The following is a 21,344-nucleotide window of genomic DNA, read 5'->3' on the forward strand; positions in this document are numbered from 1 at the left end:
CGGGGTGAAACAGGAGATTAGCCTCGCTCCCGGTTAACCGGAAGCGAGGAGAGGTCAATCAGGAGCGTTTCAACAACAGCCAGAGGCTGATCAGGAGGAAGCTGGCGCTTGGCAGCAGCGCACCAATGATCGGCGGAATGCCATAAACCAGCGTCAGTGGACCGAAGATCTGGTCCAGCACGTAGAACACAAAGCCGAAGCTGATACCGGTCACGACGCGCACGCCCATCGGCACGCTGCGTAACGGGCCGAAGATAAACGACAGCGCCATCAGCATCATCACCGCCACGGACATCGGCTGGAAGATTTTGCTCCACATGTTGAGCTGATAACGTCCTGCATCCTGCCCGCTCGACTTAAGGTATTTCACATAGTTGTGTAACCCGCTGATGGAGAGCGCGTCAGGATCCAGCGCCACGACCCCGAGCTTATCGGGCGTCAGGTTAGTCTTCCACGTCCCGGTGACCGTCTGAGAACCGGCGATCTGTTTCGGATCGGTCAGGTCAGACTCATCTACCTGGGACAAACGCCACTGTTTTTTGTCGGCGTCAAATTTCGCCGAAGAGGCATGGCGGACTGACTCCAGACGGCGCTGGTCATCGAACGCGTAGATGCTCACCCCACCCAGCTCATCATTCCCATTTACCCGTTCGATGTAGACGAAGTTTTTACCGTCTTTCGCCCATAAACCTTGTTGTGTCGAGAGCAGTGAACCGCCGTACATTGCCTGCGCACGGTAGTTACGCGCCATCTGTTCGCCCTGCGGTGCGACCCACTCGCCAATCGCCATGGTCAACAGCACCAGTGGGATCGCGGTTTTCATGACCGACAGCGCGACCTGCATGCGGGTAAAGCCCGAGGCCTGCATAACGACCAGCTCACTGCGCTGCGCCAGCATTCCCAGCCCCAGCAGCGCGCCCAGCAGGGCCGCCATCGGGAAGAAGATCTGCACATCTTTCGGCACGCTGAGCAGGGTATACATCCCCGCGCCCACCGCGTCATAGCTCCCCTGCCCGGCTTTTTTCAGCTGATCGACAAATTTGATAATGCCGGAGAGCGACACCAGCATGAACAACGTCATCATGATGGTGGTAAAAATGGTTTTACCGATATAGCGATCAAGAACGCCAAACGCCTGCATTAGATGGCTCCTTTACGCGAGAATCGGGCACGTATGCGGCGCACAGGCACCGTATCCCACAGGTTTAATCCCAGCGCCAGTAAGATGTACAGGCTGTTGACGAACCATGTCCAGACCATAGGGTCCAGCTTACCCTTCGCGCCGTTAGAACGAATCGAGGTTTGCAGCAGGAAATAGATCAGGTAAAGCAGCATCGCCGGCAGCATAGAGAGCACGCGTCCCTGGCGCGGGTTCACCACGCTCAGCGGAACGACAATCAGCGCCATCATAAACACGGTGAAGACGAGCGTAATACGCCAGTGGAACTCAGCGCGCGCTCGGTCGGTATCGGTATTCCAGAGGGTACGCATGTCCATTTGCTCGGTATCCGTTGGATCGAGCGCCACCGCCTGATGGCCGATAATGGCCTGATAGTTCTGGAAATCCGTAATACGGAAGTCGCGCAGCATCGCGGTGCCTTCGAAACGGGTGCCTTTGTTCAGCGTCACGATTTGAGAACCATCTTTGCGCTGAGCAAGCTGACCGGAGTCTGCAACCACCACTGACGGACGCGCGTTACCTTTGGGACGTAACTGCGCCAGGAAGACGTCGTTGAATTTACTGCCGTCAACGCTCTCAATAAACAGCACGGAGTTGCCGTCGGTTGCCTGCTGGAACTGACCCTGGGCTAACGCCGCCATGCCGGGGTTGGCTTTCGCCTCGGCCAGCACTTCGTCCTGATGACGGGAAGACATAGGACCCGCCCACATCACATTCACCGCCGCAACAATGCCCGTGAACAGCGCCAGTATCATGGCCGCTTTCACCAGTACGGCTTTGCTCAGGCCGCAGGCATGCATCACCGTGATTTCACTCTCGGTGTAGAGTTTCCCAAGCGTCATGAGCAGGCCAAGGAAAAGACTTAGCGGCAGGATGAGCTGCGCCATTTCCGGGATCCCTAAACCAAGCAGGGAAAGCACCAGATTTGTTGGAATTTCGCCGTCAACGGCCGCACCGAGGATCTTAACCAGCTTCTGACAGAAAAAAATCAGCAGCAGGATGAAGAGGATCGCCAGTTGGCTTTTGAGCGTCTCCCGCACCAGATATCTTATGATTATCACTTTAAATACGCCCGTAAAAACCCGTCTCTTTGCAGGAATTTCGCTTGTTTCATGGCTTAAACGTCATTTATTCTCTTGAGTCGTCGAAATCATCGCTAAGATTAAAACATCCAGCGGATTCACGTTTCAGGACTTTTTCTGACGTGTCGAAACCGTAGTAACGTAAGATTAACACGAAGTCACCACAACAGCGGACATGAGTTACGAAAGGTTTCAATTCTATCCGTAGCAGCCGCCGTTGTCTTTAAGATTCAGGAGCGTAGTGCATGGAGTTCAGTGTAAAAAGCGGTAGCCCGGAGAAACAGCGGAGTGCCTGCATCGTTGTGGGCGTCTTTGAACCACGCCGACTCTCCCCGATCGCCGAGCAACTCGATAAAATCAGTGACGGCTATATTAGCGCCCTGCTGCGCCGTGGCGAACTGGAAGGCAAACCTGGGCAGACGCTGTTACTGCACCATGTTCCGAACGTACTGTCAGAGCGTATTCTGCTGATTGGCTGCGGCAAAGAGCGCGAGCTGGATGAACGTCAGTATAAGCAGGTGATTCAGAAAACAATCAATACGCTGAATGATACTGGCTCAATGGAAGCCGTCTGCTTCCTGACCGAGCTGCACGTCAAAGGACGTAACACCTACTGGAAAGTACGTCAGGCGGTTGAAACGGCAAAAGAGAGCCTGTACAGCTTCGATCAGCTGAAGACCAATAAAAGCGAGCCGCGTCGTCCGCTGCGTAAAATGGTCTTTAACGTGCCAACCCGTCGCGAACTGACCAGTGGCGAACGCGCGATCCAGCACGGTCTGGCGATCGCAGCCGGCATTAAAGCGGCCAAAGATCTCGGCAACATGCCGCCTAACATCTGTAACGCAGCGTACCTGGCCTCTCAGGCACGTCAGCTGGCCGACGCCTACAGCAAAAACGTCATTACCCGCGTCATCGGCGAACAGCAGATGAAAGAGCTGGGGATGCACTCTTACCTGGCAGTCGGTAACGGCTCGCAGAATGAATCCCTGATGTCCGTCATCGAGTACAAAGGCAACCCGTCCGAAGACGCGCGCCCGATTGTACTGGTCGGTAAAGGCCTGACCTTCGACTCCGGCGGTATCTCCATCAAGCCTGCCGAAGGCATGGACGAGATGAAATACGACATGTGCGGCGCGGCGGCGGTTTACGGCGTGATGCGCATGGTTGCGGAGCTTCAGTTGCCTATCAACGTGATCGGCGTACTGGCGGGCTGCGAAAACATGCCTGGGGGGCGCGCCTATCGTCCGGGTGACGTGCTGACCACCATGTCTGGCCAGACCGTTGAAGTGCTGAACACCGACGCCGAAGGCCGTCTGGTGCTGTGTGACGTGCTGACCTACGTTGAGCGCTTCGAGCCTGAAGCGGTGATTGACGTCGCCACCCTCACCGGTGCCTGTGTGATTGCGCTGGGCCACCATATCACCGGCCTGATGTCGAACCACAATCCGCTGGCGCACGAGCTTATTGGTGCCTCAGAGCAGGCCGGGGACCGCGCATGGCGTCTGCCGCTGGGTGACGAGTATCAGGATCAGCTGGAGTCCAACTTTGCGGATATGGCGAACATTGGCGGACGTCCTGGCGGTGCGATCACCGCGGGCTGCTTCCTGGCACGCTTCACCCGCAAGTACAACTGGGCGCACCTGGATATCGCGGGCACCGCATGGCGCTCCGGTAAAGCCAAAGGCGCAACCGGTCGTCCAGTGGCGCTGCTGTCGCAGTTCCTGCTCAATCGTGCGGGTTTTAACGGCGACGAGTGATGTAAAACGCCGGGTGGCAGCTTCGCCTTACCCGGCCTACAGCGTCACTCAACCGTAGGCCGGGTAAGCGTAGCGCCACCCGGCTTTGCATTTAAATCCACGACAAGAAGCCCCATATATGAAGAATGCAACGTTCTACCTTCTGGACAACGACACCCATCAGGATGGCCTCAGCGCCGTCGAACAGCTGGTGTGTGAAATTGCCGCAGAACGTTGGCGCGCAGGTAAACGCGTTCTGATTGCCTGTGAAGATGAACAGCAGGCCATTCGCCTTGATGAGGCGCTGTGGGCGCGCCCGCCGGAGAGTTTTGTCCCGCATAACCTGTCGGGCGAAGGCCCGCGCGGTGGAGCACCGGTTGAAATTGCCTGGCCGCAAAAGCGTAACAGCAGCGCGCGCGATATTCTGATTAGCCTGCGGATAGATTTTGCAGATTTTGCCACCGCTTTCACAGAAGTGGTAGACTTTGTCCCTTACGAAGAATCTTTGAAACAACTGGCGCGCGAACGCTATAAAGCGTACCGCCTGGCTGGTTTTAACCTGAATACGGCAACCTGGAAATAATGGAAAAGACATATAACCCACGCGATATCGAACAGCCGCTTTACGAGCACTGGGAACAGCAGGGCTATTTCAAGCCTAACGGCGACGAAAGCAAAGAGTCCTTCTGCATCATGATCCCGCCGCCGAACGTCACCGGCAGTTTGCATATGGGTCATGCTTTCCAGCAGACCATCATGGACACCATGATCCGCTACCAGCGCATGCAGGGTAAAAACACCCTGTGGCAGGCGGGGACTGACCACGCGGGTATCGCGACCCAGATGGTGGTTGAGCGTAAAATTGCCGCTGAAGAAGGAAAAACCCGCCACGACTACGGTCGCGACGCGTTCATCGACAAAATCTGGCAGTGGAAGGCGGAATCCGGCGGCACCATTACCCGTCAGATGCGCCGTCTCGGCAACTCCGTGGATTGGGAGCGCGAGCGCTTCACCATGGATGAAGGCCTATCCAACGCCGTTAAAGAAGTTTTCGTCCGCCTGTACAAAGAAGACCTGATTTACCGCGGCAAACGCCTGGTAAACTGGGATCCGAAACTGCGCACCGCCATCTCTGACCTGGAAGTGGAAAACCGCGAGTCTAAAGGCTCCATGTGGCACATCCGCTATCCGCTGGCCGATGGCGCAAAAACCGCCGACGGTAAAGATTACCTGGTGGTCGCGACCACCCGTCCGGAAACCCTGCTGGGCGATACCGGCGTGGCCGTTAACCCGGAAGATCCGCGTTATAAAGATCTGATCGGCAAATTCGTAGTGCTGCCGCTGGTAAACCGCCGTATTCCAATTGTGGGCGACGAACACGCCGACATGGAAAAAGGCACCGGCTGCGTAAAAATCACCCCTGCGCACGACTTCAACGACTATGAAGTCGGTCGTCGTCACGCCCTGCCAATGATCAACATCCTGACCTTTGACGGCGATATCCGTGAAAGCGCAGAAGTGTATGACACTAAAGGCGAAGAGTCTGACGTTTACTCCAGCGACATCCCGGCGGAGTTCCAAAAGCTGGAACGCTTTGCCGCGCGTAAAGCGATTGTGGCTGCCGTCGACGCACTCGGCCTGCTCGAAGAGATCAAACCTCACGATCTGACCGTGCCGTACGGCGACCGTGGCGGCGTGGTGATCGAGCCAATGCTGACCGACCAGTGGTACGTGCGTGCCGACGTGCTGGCGAAACCAGCTGTTGAAGCGGTTGAGAACGGCAGCATTCAGTTCGTGCCGAAGCAGTACGAAAACATGTACTTCTCCTGGATGCGTGACATTCAGGACTGGTGTATCTCCCGTCAGCTGTGGTGGGGTCACCGTATTCCGGCGTGGTACGACAACGAAGGTAACGTCTACGTTGGCCGTACGGAAGATGAAGTCCGTCAGGAAAACAACCTGAGCGCGGACGTTGCGCTGCGTCAGGACGAAGACGTGCTGGACACCTGGTTCTCCTCCGCGCTGTGGACCTTCTCCACCCTCGGCTGGCCAGAAAACACCGACGCGCTGCGTCAGTTCCACCCAACCAGCGTGATGGTCTCCGGCTTCGACATTATCTTCTTCTGGATTGCGCGCATGATCATGATGACCATGCACTTCATCAAAGACGAAGACGGCAAGCCGCAGGTTCCGTTCCATACCGTCTACATGACCGGTCTGATCCGCGACGACGAAGGCCAGAAGATGTCCAAGTCCAAGGGTAACGTGATTGACCCGCTGGACATGGTTGACGGTATCTCTCTGGAAGACCTGCTGGAAAAACGTACCGGCAACATGATGCAGCCGCAGCTGGCTGAGAAAATCCGCAAGCGCACCGAGAAACAGTTCCCGAACGGGATCGAGTCTCACGGTACCGACGCCCTGCGCTTCACCCTGGCGGCACTGGCCTCTACCGGCCGTGACATCAACTGGGACATGAAGCGTCTGGAAGGTTACCGTAACTTCTGTAACAAGCTGTGGAACGCCAGCCGCTTCGTGCTGATGAACACCGAAGATCAGGACTGTGGCTTCAACGGCGGCGAAATGACCCTGTCTCTGGCGGACCGCTGGATCCTGGCGGAATTCAACCAGACGGTGAAAGCGTTCCGCGAGGCGCTGGACAGCTACCGCTTCGATATCGCGGCGGGCATCCTGTATGAATTCACCTGGAACCAGTTCTGCGACTGGTATCTGGAGCTGGCGAAGCCGGTGATGAACGGCGGTACTGAGGCGGAACTGCGCGGCACGCGCAATACGCTGATTACCGTTCTGGAAGGTCTGCTGCGCCTGGCGCATCCGGTCATTCCATTTATTACCGAAACTATCTGGCAGCGCGTGAAGGTGATTGCAGGCATCAACGCCGATACCATCATGCTGCAGCCGTTCCCGGAATTCGATGCGGCTAAGGTTGATGAAGCGGCGTCCGCGGATACCGAGTGGCTGAAGCAGGCGATCGTTGCGGTACGTAACATCCGTGCTGAAATGAACATCGCCCCTGGCAAACCGCTGGAGCTGCTGCTTCGTGGCTGTAGCGAAGCGGCTGTTCGTCGCGTCACCGAGAACAACACCTTCCTCAAGACCATGGCGCGTCTGGAAAGCATCACCGTGCTGCCTGCGGATGACAAAGGTCCGGTTTCCGTGACCAAAATCATCGACGGCGCCGAGCTTCTGATCCCGATGGCAGGCCTGATCGACAAGGACGCCGAGCTGGCGCGTCTGGCGAAAGAAGTGGCGAAAGTCGACGTGGAAATTGGTAAAATCGAAAGCAAGCTGGCGAACGAAGGCTTTGTCGCCCGCGCGCCGGAAGCGGTCATCGCGAAAGAGCGTGAGCGTCTGGTTGCCTTCGCCGATGCGAAGACCAAGCTGATTGAGCAGCAGGCGGTTATTGCCGCACTGTAATGCTTTTACCCCTTACGCTTCAGGGCGTAAGGGGTAACCTTCCTGAAAACTCCTCGCTTGCACTCCCCTTTCTGCGGTGCTATTAACAGCAGTTATGTGTGAATTTTTGTAATGAGTAATGCTATGAGCGTGATTACCCCCGTCGCGACGACGATGCGTCGGATCACTGAGCAGGATAATCCGGCTATCGCCGCCGTTATCCGCACCGTTTCTGCCGAATATGGCCTGACGGCTGACAAAGGCTACACGGTTGCGGACCCGAACCTGGACGAGCTTTTCCAGCTCTACAGCCAGCCAGGGCATGCCTACTGGGTAATCGAGCAGAACGGCCAGGTTGTGGGCGGTGGCGGCGTGGCGCCCCTCAGCTGCAGCGAGCCGGATATCTGCGAACTACAGAAAATGTATTTCCTGCCAACGGCGCGCGGACAAGGGCTGGCGAAAAAGCTGGCGCTGATTGCGCTGGACCACGCGCGCAAGCAGGGTTTTACCCGCTGCTACCTTGAAACCACCGCTTTCCTCAAAGAGGCCATCGGCCTGTATGAACATCTGGGCTTTGAGCATATCGATGCGCCGCTGGGCTGTACCGGCCACGTTGACTGCGAAGTCAGGATGCTGAAAAGTCTGTAACTTTCGTTCCTGCCCTCTTCTGTTAAGCGGCTGTAAACTGAATGCTCTACACTCTCAGTTCACACCATAACGGGGGAAACACGATGTCGAAGATAAAAAGCTACGCCGCACCGCAGGCGGGTGCAGAACTTGAGCTGTACGAGTACGATGCGGGCGAACTAAAAGCAGAAGACGTCGAAGTACAGGTTGATTACTGCGGGATCTGCCACTCGGATCTCTCGATGATCGACAACGAATGGGGCTTCTCGAGCTATCCGTTGGTTGCCGGGCACGAAGTCATTGGCCGCGTCGTGGCGCTCGGTAGCGCCGTGCAGGACAAAGGGCTGAAAGTGGGCCAGCGGGTGGGCATTGGCTGGACGGCACGCAGCTGCGGCCACTGCGATGCCTGTATCAGCGGCAATCAGATCAACTGCCTCGAAGGCGCCGTTCCCACCATTCTGAACAAGGGCGGTTTTGCCGATAAGCTGCGCGCCGACTGGCAATGGGTCATCCCGCTGCCGGACAGCATTGATATCGAATCCGCCGGTCCGCTGCTGTGCGGCGGTATCACCGTCTTCAAACCCCTGCTGATGCACCATATCACCGCCACCAGCCGCGTGGGCGTGATCGGTATTGGCGGTCTGGGGCATATCGCCATCAAGCTGCTGCACGCGATGGGCTGTGAAGTCACGGCGTTTAGCTCGAACCCGGCAAAAGAGAAAGAAGTGCTGGCGATGGGTGCGGATAAAGTTGTGAACAGCCGCGATCCTGACGCGCTGAACGCGCTGGCCGGGCAGTTTGACCTGATCATCAACACCGTGAACGTGGATCTCGACTGGCAGCCGTACTTTGAAGCACTGGCCTACGGCGGTAACTTCCATACCGTAGGTGCCGTAATGAAGCCGCTGCCGGTTCCGGCGTTTACACTGATCGGTGGGGATCGCAGCGTGTCAGGCTCCGCGACCGGTACGCCGTTTGAGTTGCGCAAGCTAATGAAGTTTGCCGGACGCACCAAAGTGGCCCCGACCACCGAACTGTATCCGATGTCGAAAATCAACGAAGCGATCCAGCACGTGCGTGACGGCAAAGCCCGCTACCGCGTGGTGTTGAAAGCGGATTTTTGATGTGACATTGCCGGGGAATGTGCGGCCTGATGCCCTCACCCCAACCCTCTCCCACGGGGAGAGGGCGCAAACACTAAAAACGGTAACGGTTGTTACCGTTTTGCTTCTACCATGGCCTTAAACACCTCTGCCACCGCGACCGCCCCCGGGTCCATTACGCCGTCCAGATTCTCTTTATTCACATATGACGAGCGCCCTGCTCCGGCTTTCGCCATTTTCGCCGTTGCCTCTGCCCCCTGCTGTGCCGCCTGCACTGCCGCCTGAAGATCGCCTTTCTGCAAGGCTTCCAGCGCCGGTTGCAGCGCGTCGATCAGGGTACGATCGCCGAGATCTGCCCCACCGTACTGCTTCATCTGCGCCAGCCCGCTGAGCAACGCCTCCGGCAAAGACCGATCCTCGTGAAGCTTTTGCCCGGCAGCGGTAAAGAAGATCGACATTAGCACCCCGCTCGATCCGCCCATCACCGTGGCCAGCCGCTCGCCCACCAGCAGCAGCAGCGTCGATACGTTATCAAGCGGGAGCTTGCGATCCTCCAGGCGCTGCGCAATATCCCGCGCGCCTTGCGCAAAGGTAGAGCCCGTATCACCGTCGCCCACTTTGGCATCCAGCGCGTTCAGTCGGTTTTCCAGCTGGAGGAGCGTACTGGTCACCGTGGAGACATATTCGCCCACCCGCAGATTGTCCGACGGGGTGTATTCCACACGATCGTGGATGGCGCTATGCGCCACGGTGCGCAGTGGCGCAAACGCCACGGGCTTCTGCCAGCCCAGCGTCTCGACCTCGGCGTGAATCGCCTTTTCGAAGAAACCGTTAAGCTTCAGCAGCGTGAGCGAAAAGCCCTTCATGTCCAGCGCGCTCACCAGCGGCGCGGGGCCTATCAGGTACGCGATCTCCTCTTTCAGCGCCGAATGCGCCAGCTCTTTGGTCAGCAGGGCCATCTCCAGCGCCGAGACGCCCCCAAGATTGTTAATCAATACCGCAAAGCGCCCCTCTCCCGCCTGCGCGCGTAGCGGCGTCACCAGCGTGTCGATAATGGCTTTGCTGTTCTGCGTATCCACGACGGAAGCTCCCGGCTCGCCGTGAATGCCCAGACCCAGCTCAACGTGGCCTTGCTTAATGCGCCCCTCTTCCTCGTCGCTGCCCGGCAGGTTGCAGGTTTGCATTGCAACGCCCAGGCTCCACAGGTTGTCGCAGGCCTGTTGCGCAATATCCCGCACTTCGCTCAGCGATTTCCCGTGCTCCGCCGCATAGCCCGCAACCTTATGCACCAGTGCCGTACCGGCAATACCGCGCGGCTGTTTGTTATCGGGCAGCGCGATATCGTCCGCCACGATCACCATCTCCACCTTGAGGCCGTAGCGTTTGGCCTTTTCTGCCGCCAGGCCAAAGTTCAGGCGATCTCCGGTGTAGTTTTTGACGATCAGCAGACAGCCGCGATCGCCCGTGACCGCCACAATGGCATTCAGCACCGCATCCACGCTCGGCGAGGCAAAAAGATCGCCACACACTGCCGCCGTCAGCATCCCTTTGCCGACAAACCCGGCGTGCGCGGGTTCGTGGCCTGAGCCGCCGCCGGAGATCACCGCCACGCGGCTTTTGTCCCAGTCGCCGCGCGCGACGATCCTGATGGCCGGATCGATATCAAGTTTGACGAGGTTTGCGTGTGGCGCAGAAAGCAGTATGCCTTCAATGGCATCGTTGACCAGCTGTTTGCGATCGTTAAAGAAGAATCTGGACATAGTTTCCCACTATTTTGTGAACCGTATGCAAAAGCATAGTCCGCGCTGGATAATGCGCCGCAAAGTCAGGAATTTACTCAACCAAATTGCTATCAGGTTGCCTATACTCCACCCAGGACAAAGAGAGGAAGCGCATCATGAGTACACCATTGTTAATTGCCCGGACGCTGGAAAAAGAGCTGTATTTACTGCCCGCGATGGCGAACCGCCACGGTCTGATCACCGGAGCGACCGGGACGGGGAAAACCGTCACCCTGCAAAAGCTGGCGGAGTCGCTTTCGGAGATTGGCGTACCGGTCTTTATGGCTGACGTGAAAGGCGATTTATCCGGTGTGGCTCAGGAAGGGACGGCCTCTGAAAAACTGCTCGAACGGCTGAAGAATATTGGCATCACGGACTGGACGCCGCATAGCAATCCGGTGGTGGTGTGGGATATCTTTGGTGAAAAAGGCCATCCGGTGCGCGCCACCGTCTCCGATCTCGGCCCGCTGCTGCTGGCCCGTCTGCTTAACCTCAACGACGTGCAGTCCGGCGTGCTGAATATTATCTTCCGCATTGCCGACGATCGGGGACTGCTGCTGCTTGATTTTAAAGATCTGCGCGCCATTACGCAGTACATCGGCGATAACGCCAAATCCTTCCAGAACCAGTACGGCAATATCAGCAGCGCCTCGGTGGGCGCCATTCAGCGTGGGTTGCTGACCCTGGAGCAACAGGGGGCCGAACACTTCTTTGGCGAGCCAATGCTGGATATCAAAGACTGGATGCGCACCGACAGCAGCGGCAAAGGCATCATCAACATTCTGAGTTCGGAAAAGCTCTACCAGATGCCAAAGCTCTACGCCGCCAGCCTGCTGTGGATGCTCTCCGAACTGTACGAGCAGTTACCGGAAGCGGGCGATCTGGAAAAACCGAAGCTGGTGTTCTTCTTTGACGAAGCGCACCTTCTGTTTAACGACGCGCCGCAGGTATTGCTGGATAAAATTGAACAGGTCATTCGCCTGATCCGCTCCAAAGGGGTCGGCGTCTGGTTTGTTTCACAAAACCCGTCGGATATCCCGGATAACGTGCTCGGCCAGCTTGGTAACCGCGTGCAGCACGCCCTGCGCGCCTTTACGCCGAAGGATCAGAAAGCGGTGAAAGCCGCCGCGCAAACCATGCGCGCCAATCCTGCCTTTGACACTGAAGCGGCGATTCAGGCGTTAGGCACCGGTGAAGCGCTGATCTCGTTCCTTGATGCGAAGGGCAGCCCGTCCGTGGTGGAACGCGCCATGGTGATCGCGCCCTGCTCGCGCATGGGGCCGGTTACCGACGATGAACGTAACGGCCTGATTAACCACTCTCCGGTTTACGGGAAGTACGAAGACGAGGTGGATCGCGAGTCCGCGTTCGAGATGCTGCAAAAAGGGGTGCAGGCGACCACCGAATCGCAGGATGCGCCTGCCGCTAAAGGGCAGTCTGTCGCCGTGGATGACGGTATTCTCGGGGGGCTCAAAGACATTCTGTTCGGCAGCACCGGGCCGCGCGGCGGCAAGCGCGACGGCGTGGTACAAACCATGGCGAAAAGCGCGGCGCGACAGGTCACCAATCAGATAGTGCGCGGCATGCTGGGGAGTCTGTTAGGCGGCCGTCGCCGGTAGACGGGGAACCCACGGGCGGCCAAGCGCCGACCCCTGTACGCCGTTCTCCTGCAGATAGCGGTCGATTTCCACCATCCCCGTCCAGCGGTTCTCACACCATAGCGGTGCCAGAAGCGTTGGACGGCGGGCGCTGGCCGAGATGCGGTGGTAGACGATTTCCGGCGGCGTGTGGCGAATCATCTCCCCCGCCGTCACCGTATAGTCCTCAAGCTCAATTCCGCTTAACCGCCCCGCTTCCCAGGCTTTCGCCATAATGCTTCCCGTAACGATATGCAGCGGGTGCAGCTTAATGCCGTCCACGCCGGTCTCAACCACCTTTTCCAGCGTTTCAAGGCCATGCTGTTGACCTTCACCGGGTAACCCAACAATCAGGTGTGAACAGACCTTCAGCCCTCGCTCACGGGCCAGGCGCGTGGTGCGCTGGTAGCAGGCAAAATCATGGCCACGGTTAATGCGGTGCAGGGTTTTGTCGTGCGCGGTTTGCAGGCCCAGCTCCAGCCAGATCTCGTAGCCTTGTTCTTTGTACTCGCTGAGCAGATCCAGCACCGCGTCCGGTACGCAGTCCGGGCGCGTGCCCACGCACAGCCCAACGATGTTAGCCTGGCTGACGGCCTGCTGATACATAGAGCGCAGCACCTGCGCCTCCGCCCACGTGCTGGTGTAGGCCTGGAAATAGGCCAGATACTGCTTCGCGCGGTTCACCAGGCTGGCCTGATGGGCGAGCTGTTCCGCGATAGATTTATGCTGCTGGGCTTCGTCAGCAAAGGACGCTACGTTACAGAAGGTGCAGCCGCCGCGCCCGATGGTGCCATCGCGATTGGGGCAGCTAAACCCGCCGTGCAGCGTCAGCTTATGAACCTTTTGCCCGTACCGCTGCAAAAGATCCCCACCAAACATATTGACTAATTTCTGTAACTGCATAATCTGATAGACCGTCCCGGAGAAAGGGGACAAGCCTGCCACTTTTAGCCTCTGTCGGCGATGACCTGGATCAATCGCCCTGGACGGCCTTTATCTATATGAATAAATACTCAGGATTACTGCAATTTCATTCACGCTATCCGTGATTACTTTTCCTTATGTTCTGATTGTTTTTTTCATTTATAGCGCCACCACTGAAAAACAGTGGCTTTATGCGGGTTTGCAGCCGATTCCAGATTATTATTCTGCTATAAAACTGCTATTCAGCACGCTACATTGATAATACCGCTTTCATATAGTGAGTCAGATCACACTCCGTTGCGTCCTGCCAGGGCATACAATCAATGTAAAAATAGTTAAATACCCTTTAATTACAATCAGATAAACTCTCTTTAGCACATTTTTGTATAAATAAGATTGCCATTTGACCTGTGTACCAATTCCCGATAAGTTGGAAATCCGCTGGAAGCTTTCTGGATGAGCGGCCTGCTCATCATATTTATGCAGTAATTGAGATTCCCTCTGAAGCAAGTCCTCAAACTTGTTTACCTGCGCGAAAGGATGAAAAAGAGGGCGAATGCGAGGTCCGCGTATGAAACGCAAACCCCGTCGCCATGCTCTTTCTGTGCCTGTGCGCCACGGTAAAGTTCAGTGGGAAGCCCGACGAGCCTGGGGAGGTTCACTGATATGTTGTACGATAAATCCCTTGAGAAGGATAACTGTGGTTTCGGCCTGATCGCCCACATAGAAGGCGAACCTAGCCACAAGGTAGTGCGTACTGCTATTCACGCACTGGCCCGAATGCAGCACCGTGGCGCGATTCTTGCCGATGGTAAAACGGGCGATGGTTGCGGCCTGCTGCTGCAAAAACCGGATCGTTTCTTCCGCATCGTGGCGGAAGAGCGCGGCTGGCGTTTAGCCAAAAACTACGCTGTCGGCATGCTGTTCCTGAACCAGGATCCTGAAAAGGCTGCCGCCTCACGCCGCATCGTCGAAGAAGAACTTCAGCGTGAAACCCTGTCGATTGTCGGCTGGCGCAATGTGCCAACCAACGAAGGGGTGCTCGGTGAAATCGCCCTCTCCTCGCTGCCTCGTATTGAACAGATTTTCGTTAACGCGCCTGCGGGCTGGCGTCCACGTGATATGGAACGCCGTCTGTTTATCGCCCGCCGCCGCATTGAAAAACGTCTCCAGGACGATAAAGAGTTCTACGTTTGTAGCCTCTCTAACCTGGTGAACATCTATAAAGGTCTGTGTATGCCGGCTGACCTGCCGCGCTTCTACCTGGACCTGGCGGACCTGCGTCTGGAATCGGCCATTTGCCTGTTCCACCAGCGCTTCTCCACCAACACCGTTCCACGCTGGCCGCTGGCTCAGCCGTTCCGCTACCTGGCGCACAACGGCGAGATCAACACCATCACCGGTAACCGCCAGTGGGCCCGCGCTCGTACCTATAAGTTCCAGACGCCACTGATCCCTGATCTGCACGATGCCGCGCCGTTCGTGAACGAAACCGGCTCTGACTCCAGCTCAATGGATAACATGCTGGAACTGCTGCTGGCAGGCGGGATGGACATCGTGCGCGCCATGCGTCTGCTTGTGCCACCGGCCTGGCAGAACAACCCGGATATGGACCCCGAGCTGCGCGCGTTCTTCGACTTTAACTCCATGCACATGGAGCCGTGGGACGGCCCGGCGGGCATCGTCATGTCCGACGGTCGCTTCGCTGCCTGTAACCTGGACCGTAACGGTCTGCGTCCGGCACGCTACGTCATCACCAAAGACAAGCTCATCACCTGCGCCTCCGAAGTCGGTATCTGGGATTACCAGCCTGACGAAGTGGTCGAGAAGGGCCGCGTCGGTCCGGGCGAGCTGATGGTTATCGACACCCGCGGTGGGCGCATTCTGCACTCTGCCGAAACCGATCACGATCTGAAAAGCCGCCATCCGTACAAAGAGTGGATGGAGAAGAACGTGCGTCGCCTCGTGCCGTTCGAAGATTTATCGGATGAAGAAGTGGGTCGTCGCGAACTGGACGACGATATGCTTGCGAGCTTCCAGAAACAGTTTAACTACAGCGCGGAAGAGCTGGACTCTGTTATTCGCGTACTGGGTGAAAACGGTCAGGAAGCGGTCGGCTCCATGGGGGACGATACCCCGTTTGCCGTGCTCTCCAGCCAGCCGCGCATCATTTACGATTACTTCCGTCAGCAGTTTGCGCAGGTGACCAACCCGCCAATCGATCCGCTGCGTGAAGCGCACGTGATGTCGCTGGCAACCAGCATCGGTCGCGAGATGAACGTTTTCTGCGAAGCAGAAGGCCAGGCGCACCGTCTGACCTTTAAATCGCCGATCCTGCTGTACTCCGATTTCAAACAGCTCACCACCATGAAAGAGGAGCACTATCGCGCCGACACGCTCGATATTACTTTCGACGTGAACGAAGCGAGCCTCGAAGAGACGGTGAATGCGCTGTGTGACAAAGCCGAACAGATGGTGCGTAACGGTACCGTTCTGCTGGTGCTGTCCGACCGCAATATCGCGAAAAACCGTCTGCCGGTGCCTGCCCCCATGGCGGTTGGCGCTATCCAGACGCGTCTGGTCGATAAGAGCCTGCGCTGCGACGCCAACATCATTGTTGAAACCGCAAGCGCCCGCGACCCGCACCACTTTGCCGTGCTGTTAGGCTTCGGCGCGACGGCGATCTACCCGTACCTGGCCTACGAAACGCTGGCACGCCTGGTGGATACCCGCGCGATCGACAAAGACTACCGCGCGGTGATGCTGAACTACCGTAACGGCATCAACAAAGGTCTGTACAAGATCATGTCCAAAATGGGCATCTCGACCATTGCCTCCTACCGCTGTTCGAAGCTGTTTGAAGCGGTCGGCCTGCATGACGAAGTCGCCAACCTCTGCTTCCAGGGCGTGGTCAGCCGCATCGGCGGCGCCGGTTTTGCTGACTTCCAGCAGGATCTGGTGAACCTGTCCAAACGCGCATGGCTGGCACGTAAGCCGCTGGATCAGGGCGGTCTGCTGAAATACGTTCACGGTGGCGAATACCACGCCTATAACCCGGACGTGGTGCGCACGCTGCAGCAGGCGGTTCAGAGCGGCGAATACAGTGATTACCAGCAGTACGCTGAGCTGGTCAACAACCGTCCTGCGGCAACGCTGCGCGACCTTATTGCCCTGAACCCGGGTGATGAAGCGGTCAGCATTGACGAGGTTGAGCCTGCATCCGAGCTGTTCAAACGCTTCGATACCGCGGCGATGTCCATCGGCGCGCTGAGCCCGGAAGCCCACGAAGCGCTGGCGGAAGCCATGAACAGCATCGGCGGCAACTCCAACTCCGGCGAAGGCGGTGAAGATCCGGCGCGTTACGGCACCAACAAAGTGTCCCGCATCAAGCAGGTGGCATCCGGTCGCTTTGGCGTAACGCCCGCGTACCTGGTCAACGCCGACGTGATCCAGATTAAAGTCGCTCAGGGTGCTAAACCGGGCGAAGGCGGTCAGCTGCCGGGTGATAAAGTTACCCCGTACATCGCCAAACTGCGCTATTCCGTGCCGGGCGTGACGCTGATCTCCCCGCCGCCGCACCACGATATCTACTCTATCGAGGACTTAGCGCAGCTGATTTTCGACCTGAAGCAGGTCAACCCGAAGGCGATGATCTCCGTGAAGCTGGTTTCCGAACCGGGCGTCGGCACCATCGCTACCGGCGTGGCGAAAGCCTATGCGGACCTCATCACCATCGCCGGCTACGACGGCGGTACCGGCGCCAGCCCGCTCTCCTCCGTGAAATACGCGGGCTGTCCGTGGGAGCTTGGCCTGGTGGAAACCCAGCAGGCGCTGGTGGCTAACGGTCTGCGTCACAAGATCCGCCTGCAGGTGGACGGTGGCCTTAAAACCGGCCTCGACATCATCAAAGCGGCGATCCTCGGCGCGGAAAGCTTCGGCTTCGGTACCGGCCCAATGGTTGCGCTTGGCTGTAAGTACCTGCGTATTTGCCACCTGAACAACTGCGCAACCGGCGTGGCTACCCAGGACGAGAAGCTGCGTAAGAACCACTATCACGGCCTGCCGTTCAAAGTGACCAACTACTTTGACTTCATCGCCCGCGAAACCCGCGAGCTGATGGCGCAGCTGGGCGTTAAACGCCTGGTGGACCTGATTGGCCGCACCGACCTGTTGAAAGAGCTGGAAGGCTTCACGGCGAAGCAGCAGAAGCTTGAGCTGTCTAAGCTGCTGGAAACCGCGCAGCCGCACCCTGGCAAAGCGGTCTACTGCACCGAGAACAACCCGCCGTTCGATAACGGCGTGCTGAACGCGCAGCTGTTGCAGCAGGCTAAGCCGTACGTGGACGACAAGCAGAGCAAAACGTTCTGGTTTGATATCCGCAACACCGACCGCTCCGTGGGCGCCTCCCTTTCCGGTTACATCGCGCAAACGCACGGTGACCAGGGGCTGTCGGCGGATCCGATTACCGCGCACTTCAGCGGTACCGCGGGTCAGAGCTTCGGCGTATGGAATGCAGGCGGCGTTGAGCTGTACCTGACTGGCGATGCCAACGACTACGTCGGTAAAGGCATGGCAGGCGGTCTGCTGGCGGTGCGTCCTCCGGTCGGCTCAGCCTTCCGCAGCCATGAAGCCAGCATCATCGGTAACACCTGCCTGTACGGCGCGACCGGCGGTCGTCTGTTCGCAGCAGGCCGCGCGGGCGAGCGTTTTGCGGTGCGTAACTCCGGTGCTATCACCGTGGTGGAAGGCATTGGCGATAACGGGTGTGAATACATGACGGGCGGGATTGTTTGCGTAATGGGTAAAACCGGCGTGAACTTCGGCGCGGGCATGACGGGCGGTTTTGCGTACGTCCTGGACGAAGACGGTGAGTTCCGCAAACGCGTGAACCCGGAGCTGGTGGAAGTGCTGGACGTTGATACGCTGGCTATCCATGAAGAACACCTGCGCGGCTTGATTACCGAACACGTGCAGCATACCGGTTCTTCGCGCGGCGAAGAGATCCTGGCGAACTGGCCGGCGTTCTCTGCGAAATTCGCGCTGGTTAAGCCTAAGTCCAGCGATGTTAAAGCCCTGTTGGGTCACCGTAGTCGTAGCGCAGCAGAGCTGCGCGTGCAGGCGCAGTAAGGAATTCAGATGAGCCAGAACGTATACCAGTTTATCGACCTGCAGCGTGTTGATCCGCCAAAGAAACCGCTGAAGATCCGCAAAATTGAATTTGTTGAAATCTACGAGCCGTTTTCAGAAGGCCAGGCCAAAGCGCAGGCAGACCGCTGCCTGTCCTGCGGTAACCCTTACTGCGAATGGAAATGTCCGGTACACAACTACATCCCGAACTGGCTGAAGCTGGCCAATGAAGGGCGTATTTTTGAAGCTGCCGAGCTGTCTCACCAGACCAACACCCTGCCGGAAGTGTGCGGCCGCGTGTGTCCTCAGGACCGTCTGTGCGAAGGCTCCTGTACTCTGAACGACGAGTTCGGTGCGGTGACCATCGGCAACATCGAGCGCTATATCAACGATAAAGCGTTCGAGATGGGCTGGCGTCCGGATATGACCGGCGTGCGTCAAACCGACAAGCGCGTGGCCATCATCGGTGCAGGTCCGGCGGGCCTGGCCTGTGCGGACGTGCTGACCCGCAACGGCGTGAAGGCGGTGGTCTTTGACCGCCATCCGGAAATCGGCGGTCTGCTGACCTTCGGTATCCCGGCCTTCAAGCTGGAAAAAGAGGTCATGACCCGTCGCCGTGAAATTTTCACCGGCATGGGCATTGAGTTCAAACTGAACGTGGAAGTGGGCCGCGACGTGCAGCTCGACGACCTGCTGAAGGATTACGACGCCGTGTTCCTCGGCGTGGGCACCTATCAGTCCATGCGCGGCGGTCTGGAGAACGAAGATGCGCCGGGCGTGTTTGACGCGCTGCCGTTCCTGATTGCCAACACCAAGCAGATCATGGGCTACGGCGAAACCGCCGATGAGCCGTTCGTCAGCATGGAAGGCAAACGCGTGGTGGTGCTGGGCGGCGGTGATACCGCGATGGACTGCGTGCGTACCTCCATTCGTCAGAATGCGGCACACGTGATCTGCGCCTACCGTCGTGACGAAGAGAACATGCCGGGCTCTAAACGCGAAGTGAAAAACGCGCGTGAAGAGGGCGTGGAGTTCCAGTTCAACATCCAGCCTCTGGGTATTGAAGTGAATGCCAACGGTAAAGTGAGCGGCGTGAAGATGGCGCGCACTGAGATGGGGGCACCGGATGCGAAAGGCCGTCGTCGCGCCGAGATCGTCGCCGGTTCTGAACACGTGATCCCGGCCGATGCCGTGGTGATGGCGTTCGGTTTCCGTCCTCACAGCATGGAGTGGCTGGCGAAGCACAGCGTCGAGCTGGATTCACAGGGCCGCGTAATCGCGCCGGAAGGTAGCGATAACGCGTTCCAGACCAGCAACCCGAAAATCTTCGCCGGCGGCGATATCGTTCGCGGTTCTGACCTGGTGGTGACGGCGATTGCCGAAGGCCGCAAGGCGGCTGACGGTATACTGAACTTCCTGGAAGTGTAAAAAAAAACAGGCCCGATTGGGCCTGTTTTTTTATTTCACGACGCGAAGTGCCGGACGACCACCGCGCGGAGGCGGATCGTCATCAGGGTCATTGTCGTCGTGATGATCGGGTTTATCGCCATCAATAAGTGACATCACCGTGTCGCTTTCGCGCTCATCGGATGCGTTGTCATCATTCAGGCTGGCAACATCTTCATCATACGCCGCTTCCGGCTCGAACATGGTACCCGCACCGTTTTCACGCGCGTAGATAGCCAGCACGGCTGCCAGAGGTACGGAAACCTGACGCGGCACGCCGCCGAAACGCGCGTTGAAGCGCACTTCATCGTTTGCCAGCTCCAGGTTACCCACCGCACGCGGCGCAATGTTCAGTACGATCTGTCCGTCACGCGCATATTCCATAGGAACCAGCACGCCCGGCAACGTCACATCCACAACCAGGTGCGGCGTGAGCTGGTTATCCAGCAGCCATTCATAGAAGGCGCGCAGCAGATACGGACGGCGTGGGGTAAGTTGTGACATTTCCACAGTCATTAGCCTCGGCCGAGACGCATTTCACGTTCCGGTTCAGTTAAAGATGCCAGGAAAGAGTCGCGTTCAAATACGCGAGTCATATAGCCCTTCAGCTCTTTCGCGCCAGGACCGCTGAACTCTACGCCCAGGGTTGGCAGACGCCACAGCAGCGGTGCCAGGTAGCAATCCACCAGGCTGAACTCATCGCTCAGGAAGAACGGTTTCTGACCAAACACAGGCGCGATTGCCAGCAGCTCTTCACGCAGCTGCTTACGCGCAGCGTCGGCTTCAGAAGCGGAACCGCTGACGATAACGTTCATCAGCGAGTACCAGTCTTTTTCGATACGCTGCATGTACAGGCGGCTTTCACCACGCGCGACAGGGTAAACAGGCATCAGCGGCGGATGCGGGAAACGCTCATCCAGATATTCCATAATGATACGGGATTCCCACAGGGTCAGCTCGCGATCCACTAGCGTCGGTACGCTTTGGCTCGGGTTGAGATCGATCAGATCCTGAGGCGGGTTATCCTTTTCCACATGCTCGATCTCAAAACTGACACCCTTCTCGGCCAGCACGATACGAACCTGATGGCTATAAATGTCAGTAGGACCAGAAAACAGCGTCATTACCGAACGTTTGTTGGCAGCGACAGCCATGAAAACCTCCAGGTATATTCAGAATTTTTACTGCTACCAGCCCAACAGGGGCCAGCCAGATGTTGTATCGCCCATCCCAGGGAAAACACATTGTTCAAGAAACGAACAAAAATCGAGTATTCACCGATAT

The 21,344-nt window shown here is 57.6% G+C and carries 14 protein-coding genes; 8 read left to right on the forward strand and 6 right to left on the reverse strand.

What is annotated here, in order from left to right:
* Positions 1-58: 58 nt before the first annotated feature.
* Together lptG and lptF are read right to left on the reverse strand one after the other, a co-directional pair.
* Entirely contained in the window at positions 59-1,141 is a 1,083-nt protein-coding gene (gene lptG / locus AC2TE5_RS20430; RefSeq protein WP_213328853.1) for an LPS export ABC transporter permease LptG, read from the reverse strand.
* Positions 1,141-2,241 (reverse strand): LPS export ABC transporter permease LptF, encoded by a 1,101-nt coding sequence (gene lptF, locus AC2TE5_RS20435; RefSeq protein WP_024906345.1) that lies wholly within the window; start codon positions 2,239-2,241, stop codon positions 1,141-1,143. The genes lptG and lptF overlap by 1 nt, the downstream gene beginning before the upstream one ends.
* A 266-nt stretch (positions 2,242-2,507) precedes the next feature.
* Here lptF and pepA point away from each other — a divergent pair, with 266 nt between their 5' ends.
* From pepA to ahr, 5 genes are all read left to right on the forward strand, one after another.
* Positions 2,508-4,019, forward strand: a complete 1,512-nt coding sequence (gene pepA, locus AC2TE5_RS20440) for a leucyl aminopeptidase (protein ID WP_023309366.1) — start codon at positions 2,508-2,510, stop codon at positions 4,017-4,019.
* Positions 4,020-4,137: 118 nt separating this feature from the next.
* Positions 4,138-4,581, forward strand: a complete 444-nt coding sequence (holC, locus tag AC2TE5_RS20445) for a DNA polymerase III subunit chi (protein WP_008502815.1) — start codon at positions 4,138-4,140, stop codon at positions 4,579-4,581.
* Positions 4,581-7,436, forward strand: a complete 2,856-nt coding sequence (locus AC2TE5_RS20450) for a valine--tRNA ligase (RefSeq protein WP_121424782.1) — start codon at positions 4,581-4,583, stop codon at positions 7,434-7,436. The genes holC and AC2TE5_RS20450 overlap by 1 nt, the downstream gene beginning before the upstream one ends.
* A 123-nt stretch (positions 7,437-7,559) precedes the next feature.
* Positions 7,560-8,063 carry a GNAT family N-acetyltransferase gene (locus AC2TE5_RS20455; RefSeq protein WP_198886065.1) on the forward strand — a complete coding sequence of 168 codons (504 nt, stop codon included), beginning with the start codon at positions 7,560-7,562 and terminating at the stop codon, positions 8,061-8,063.
* 83 nt (positions 8,064-8,146) lie between these two features.
* Positions 8,147-9,166 (forward strand): NADPH-dependent aldehyde reductase Ahr, encoded by a 1,020-nt coding sequence (ahr, locus tag AC2TE5_RS20460; protein WP_484612279.1) that lies wholly within the window; start codon positions 8,147-8,149, stop codon positions 9,164-9,166.
* 92 nt (positions 9,167-9,258) lie between these two features.
* Here the strand turns inward: ahr and AC2TE5_RS20465 are convergent, their stop codons facing one another.
* On the reverse strand, positions 9,259-10,905 hold the full coding sequence (locus tag AC2TE5_RS20465; RefSeq protein ID WP_484612280.1) for a dihydroxyacetone kinase subunit DhaK: 1,647 nt from the start codon (positions 10,903-10,905) through the stop codon (positions 9,259-9,261).
* 137 nt (positions 10,906-11,042) lie between these two features.
* Here AC2TE5_RS20465 and AC2TE5_RS20470 point away from each other — a divergent pair, with 137 nt between their 5' ends.
* Positions 11,043-12,545, forward strand: a complete 1,503-nt coding sequence (locus AC2TE5_RS20470; RefSeq protein WP_484612281.1) for a helicase HerA-like C-terminal domain-containing protein — start codon at positions 11,043-11,045, stop codon at positions 12,543-12,545.
* Here AC2TE5_RS20470 and mnmL read toward each other — a convergent pair.
* Positions 12,525-13,466, reverse strand: a complete 942-nt coding sequence (gene mnmL / locus AC2TE5_RS20475; RefSeq protein WP_213328848.1) for a tRNA modification radical SAM protein MnmL/YtqA — start codon at positions 13,464-13,466, stop codon at positions 12,525-12,527. The two genes, AC2TE5_RS20470 and mnmL, sit on opposite strands and share 21 nt — an antisense overlap.
* A 687-nt stretch (positions 13,467-14,153) precedes the next feature.
* Between mnmL and gltB the strand changes: the two genes are divergently transcribed.
* Together gltB and AC2TE5_RS20485 are read left to right on the forward strand one after the other, a co-directional pair.
* Positions 14,154-18,614: a glutamate synthase large subunit gene (gene gltB / locus AC2TE5_RS20480; protein WP_484612282.1), complete on the forward strand. Its 4,461-nt coding sequence runs from the start codon at positions 14,154-14,156 to the stop codon at positions 18,612-18,614.
* 9 nt (positions 18,615-18,623) lie between these two features.
* Positions 18,624-20,042, forward strand: coding sequence for a glutamate synthase small subunit (locus AC2TE5_RS20485; RefSeq protein ID WP_193941261.1), 1,419 nt, complete (start codon positions 18,624-18,626; stop codon positions 20,040-20,042).
* 30 nt (positions 20,043-20,072) lie between these two features.
* Here AC2TE5_RS20485 and sspB read toward each other — a convergent pair whose 3' ends face one another.
* Together sspB and sspA are read right to left on the reverse strand one after the other, a co-directional pair.
* A complete protein-coding gene (gene sspB / locus AC2TE5_RS20490; protein WP_024906337.1) occupies positions 20,073-20,570 on the reverse strand; it encodes a ClpXP protease specificity-enhancing factor in 498 nt (165 codons plus the stop codon).
* Between the two features lie 5 nt (positions 20,571-20,575).
* Positions 20,576-21,214, reverse strand: coding sequence for a stringent starvation protein SspA (gene sspA, locus AC2TE5_RS20495; RefSeq protein WP_023333624.1), 639 nt, complete (start codon positions 21,212-21,214; stop codon positions 20,576-20,578).
* Between the last annotated feature and the right edge of the window lie 130 nt (positions 21,215-21,344).

Source organism: Enterobacter sp. N5-15 (assembly GCF_057221635.1).